Raw genomic sequence first — 4,347 nt, 5'->3', positions numbered from 1 at the left:
CTGCCACGCCCCCGTGGGGCGGGCGGCCGGGCGGCGGCGGGGCGGGCGGCCGGGCCCGCGCGGGTTCAGCGGGCGGAGGACTCGTGCACGAAGGCGACCAGCCGGCTCAGCGCGTCCGGGTCCATGCTCGGCATCACGCCGTGGCCGAGGTTGAAGATGTGGTGGCTGTCGCCGACCGCCTTGGCCGCGGCGTCCAGCACCTCGCGGGCCTTGGCCTCGACCACCGCGGTGGGGGCGTACAGGACGGCCGGGTCGAGGTTGCCCTGCAGGCCCTTGCCGGGGCCGACCCGCTCGGCGGCGACGTCCAGCGGCACCCGCCAGTCGACGCCCACGATGTCCGCGCCCGCCTCGCCCATCAGCCCGAGCAGCTCACCGGTGTTGACGCCGAAGTGGATCCGCGGCACGCCGTAGGGGGCGACCGCGTCGAACACCTTGGCGCTGGCCGGCAGCACCGAACGGCGGTAGTCCTCGGGGGCCAGCGCGCCGGCCCAGGAGTCGAAGAGCTGGACCGCGGAGGCGCCGGCCTCGATCTGGATCTTCAGGAAGGCGGAGGTGATGACGGCCAGCCGGTCGACCAACTCGGCCCACAGCTCGGGCGCGCCGTACATCATCGCCTTGGTGTTCTCGTAGCTCTTCGACGGGCCGCCCTCGACCAGGTAGCTGGCCAGCGTGAACGGCGCCCCGGCGAAGCCGATCAGCGGCGTGCCGCCCAGCTCGTCCACCAGCAGGCCGACGGCCTCGGTGATGTACGGCATGTCGTCGGGCTCCAGCGGGCGCAGCCGCTGCAGGTCGGCGGCGGTGCGGATCGGGTCGGCGATCACCGGGCCGACGCCGCCCTTGATCTCGACGTCGATGCCGACTGCCTTGAGCGGCACCACGATGTCGCTGAAGAAGATCGCCGCGTCCACCTTGTGCCGGCGCACCGGCTGCAGGGTGATCTCCTTGACCAGGTCGGGCCGCATGCAGGAGTCCAGCATCGGGATGCCCTCGCGCACCTTCAGGTACTCGGGCAGCGAGCGGCCGGCCTGCCGCATGAACCACACCGGGGTGTGCGGCACCGGCTCACCGCGGGCGGCCCGCAGGAAGGCGGAGTCGTACGCGGCGCCCCGGCGCGCGAGGGGCTGCTGACCGGTCTGGGCTGCGGGGGTGGCCGCGGAAGTCTCGCTCACGCTCCAAATCTTCGCACGCGCCCCGCGCGCGCCCGGCCCCGGGAAGTGGTGCTTTCGTCCAAGATGCGGCCGGGATGCCCCCCTGTGCGGCCGCTCCGGCACGCCGGACCTGCGAAAGGTGCTCGGAATGCGGCGCCGGGGCACCTAGTCTTCAGACCATGGCAGCGGTCGGCGGGCACCCCGCACACGGTGGAGGAACGGGCAAGGAGTCGGCGCCGATCGAGTTCCAGGACGCGGTCGAGGCGCTGGCCGGGGCCAGGTTGCGCCCCGAGCTCGTGCTCTCCGCCACGCCCGCGCCGCGCCGGCTGGCCCCGTTCGCGTACGCGATCGGCGCGACGGTCGAGGTGGACGGCGAGGAGCTGGCCGACGGCCGGCTGGTGCTGCTGCACGACCCGGCCGGCCAGGAGCCCTGGAACGGGGACTTCCGGGTGGTCACCATGGCCCGGGCCGAGCTGGAGCCGGAGATGGCCGGCGACCCGATGCTGTCCGAGGTCGGCTGGTCCTGGCTGATGGACGCGCTGCAGGCGCACGGCGCCGGGTACACCGCGCCGGGCGGCACGGTGAGCCACTGCGCCTCGCAGTACTTCGGCGCGCTCGCCGACCGGCCCTCGTCCACCGAGATCGAACTGCGCGCCTCCTGGACCCCGTCCGACGGCCGGTTCGAACGGCACCTGGCCGCCTGGGGCGACCTGCTGTGCATCTGCGCCGGCCTGCCGCCGGCGGTGCCCGCGCCGCTCCCGGCAGCCGACGCCCCGTCACTCGGCGGAGTGGTGCCGATGCCCGCGCGCCGTCGCCCGCGCCCCCACTGAGGGACGTCACGCCGCGCTCACCGCAGCGCCACCCGCAGGACTGACGGAGTGTGACTTCCGTCGCGCTCTGTGTCAATTACCTGGTCAGACGTGACCATCGGGCTTCGAAATCGATCGAGTCTGTGCGATTTCCGGGCATGTCGTATCAATCATCTGCGCGAATTGTCCGTATTGTTACTCACTAGATCGTGATCATTCGCTAAAGCCGGGCACGCATGCTGCCGAAGGTGTCAGTGACCCTTTCCACACGCGGAACACTCCGACCGCCCCCTCGGGGTTCCGTCCGCCACTCCCCACAGGAGGCCTGGTGTCGGTCCTTCTCGAGCACCCCGCAAACGTGGTCGCGTACCGTCCGACGAAGCCCACCGCCATGGTGGTCATCGCCGACCCGCGCGTCCGAAACACCGTCACCCGCCACCTGTGGGCCCTGGGTGTGCGCGACGTCATCGAGGTCTCCTCGATCGCCGAGGCCCGTCCCCGGGTCACCACCCCCCGCGACATCTGCATCGCCGATGTCCACCTGCCCGACGGCTCCGGGCTGACCATCCTGGCCGAGACCCGCGCCGCGGGCTGGCCGAACGGTCTGGCGCTGTCCGCCGCCGACGACATCGGCGCGGTCCGCAGCGCGCTGGCCGGCGGCGTCAAGGGATACGTGGTCACCGGCACCCGCACCAACGTGGCGATGCCGGGCCGTCCCGGCATGCCGCTGGGCGCGGCCGGGATGGCCGGGCGGATGCGCCGTCCCGGTATGCCGGGCGTCCCCGGCGCGGCCGGAGCCCCGGGTGCGCCCGGCGCGCCGGGCGCACCCGGGACGCAGTCCTCCGCCTACCGCGAGCTGTCCGGCCGCGAGGTCGAGGTGCTCCGGCTGGTGGCCGAGGGCCAGTCCAACAAGGCGATCGGCGTCGCCATGGGCCTGTCCGCACTGACGGTCAAGAGCCACCTGGCACGGATCGCCCGCAAGCTCGGCACCGGTGACCGGGCGGGCATGGTCGCCGTCGCACTGCGGACCGGCATCATCCACTGACCCGCTCCACACATGCCCGACACAGTGGTGGCGGCCCGGAGGAACGTTTCCTCCGGGCCGCCGTCTTTTTCACCGTCCCTCCCCCTGCGACCTGCCCGCCCGCGCCCGGGGCATATGTCGGAACCCGGTCTGACCAGTCCGACAACACTCCCGGGCGCGGGTACCGTCGTACCCTTGGGGGGTGACCGACGCCGTAGCAGCCATCCCAGAAGAGACAGCCCCGGTCCCGCTCCTCGAGCCGAGGGAGGGGCTGCCACCCGTGGTGGCGGACCAGGACGCGCTGGCCGCGACGGTCGCGGCCTTCGCAGCGGGCACCGGTCCGGTCGCCGTCGACGCCGAACGGGCCTCCGGTTACCGCTACGGCCAGCGCGCCTACCTGATCCAGCTGCGGCGGGCCGGGGCCGGGACCGCGCTGGTCGACCCGATCGCCTGTCCCGACCTGAGCGGGCTCGGAGAGGCGCTGGCCGACACCGAGTGGGTGGTGCACGCCGCCACCCAGGACCTGCCGTGCCTCTCCGAGGTCGGCATGCGTCCGCGCCGGCTGTTCGACACCGAGCTGGCCGGGCGCCTGGCCGGGTTCCCCCGGGTCGGTCTCGGCCCGATGACCGAGAACGTGCTCGGCCTCTCGCTGGCCAAGGAGCACTCCGCGGTGGACTGGTCCACCCGCCCGCTGCCCGAGCCGTGGCTGCGGTACGCCGCGCTCGACGTCGAGGTGCTGGTCGAGCTGCGGGACGCGCTCGAGCGGGAGCTGGACGCCCAGGGCAAGCTCGGCTGGGCGCTGGAGGAGTTCGCCGCACTGGCCGACGCGCCCAAGCCCGCGCCGCGGGTCGACCCCTGGCGGCGCACCTCCCAGCTGCACAAGGTCCGCCGTCGGCGCCAGCTCGCCGCGGTCCGCGAACTCTGGCAGGCCCGTGACCGGATCGCCCGGGAGCGGGACGTCTCCCCCGGCCGGGTGCTGCCCGACGTGGCGATCGTCAACGCCGCCCTGGCGATGCCGCTCAACGCGCCCGCCCTGCTGGCCGTCTCCGGCTTCGGGCCGCGGGTCAACCGCAAGCAACTGGACCAGTGGCTGGCCGCCCTCCAGCGCGCCCGGGAGATCCCCGAGAACCAGCTGCCGCCGTCCTCCGCCCCGCACGACGGGCCGCCGCCGCCGCGCGCCTGGGCCGACAAGGACCCGGTCGCCGCGGCCCGGCTGACCGCCGCCCGCGCCGCGGTCGCCGCGCTGGCCGAGGAGCACAACCTACCGGCCGAGAACCTGATCACCCCGGACCTGGTCCGCCGGGTGGCCTGGGAGCCGCCGGCCGACGCGAGCGCGGAGCAGGTCTCGGCGGCCCTCCGGCGGCTC

Annotated in this window: 4 protein-coding genes; 3 read left to right on the top strand and 1 reads right to left on the bottom strand. The window is 73.9% G+C overall.

Annotation, left to right across the window (positions count from 1 at the left end; genetic code table 11):
• Positions 1-65 precede the first annotated feature (65 nt).
• On the bottom strand, positions 66-1,082 hold the full coding sequence (hemE, locus tag AA75_RS35160) for a uroporphyrinogen decarboxylase (RefSeq protein WP_233289325.1): 1,017 nt from the start codon (positions 1,080-1,082) through the stop codon (positions 66-68).
• A gap of 245 nt (positions 1,083-1,327) precedes the next feature.
• On the opposite strand from hemE, the gene AA75_RS35155 reads away from it, so the two are divergent.
• The 3 genes from AA75_RS35155 to AA75_RS35145 form a co-directional block, all read left to right on the top strand.
• Positions 1,328-1,978, top strand: coding sequence for a DUF3000 domain-containing protein (locus AA75_RS35155; protein ID WP_033824427.1), 651 nt, complete (start codon positions 1,328-1,330; stop codon positions 1,976-1,978).
• A gap of 307 nt (positions 1,979-2,285) precedes the next feature.
• Positions 2,286-3,002 (top strand): response regulator transcription factor, encoded by a 717-nt coding sequence (locus tag AA75_RS35150; RefSeq protein ID WP_033824426.1) that lies wholly within the window; start codon positions 2,286-2,288, stop codon positions 3,000-3,002.
• 181 nt (positions 3,003-3,183) lie between these two features.
• On the top strand, positions 3,184-4,347 hold a 1,164-nt coding region (locus tag AA75_RS35145; RefSeq protein WP_063794508.1), incomplete at its 3' end, for a ribonuclease D.

Origin of the sequence: Kitasatospora sp. MBT63 (assembly GCF_000710465.2) — a bacterium.
Lineage (GTDB): Bacteria > Actinomycetota > Actinomycetes > Streptomycetales > Streptomycetaceae > Kitasatospora.
This window is presented reverse-complemented; position numbering and strand designations above follow the sequence as displayed.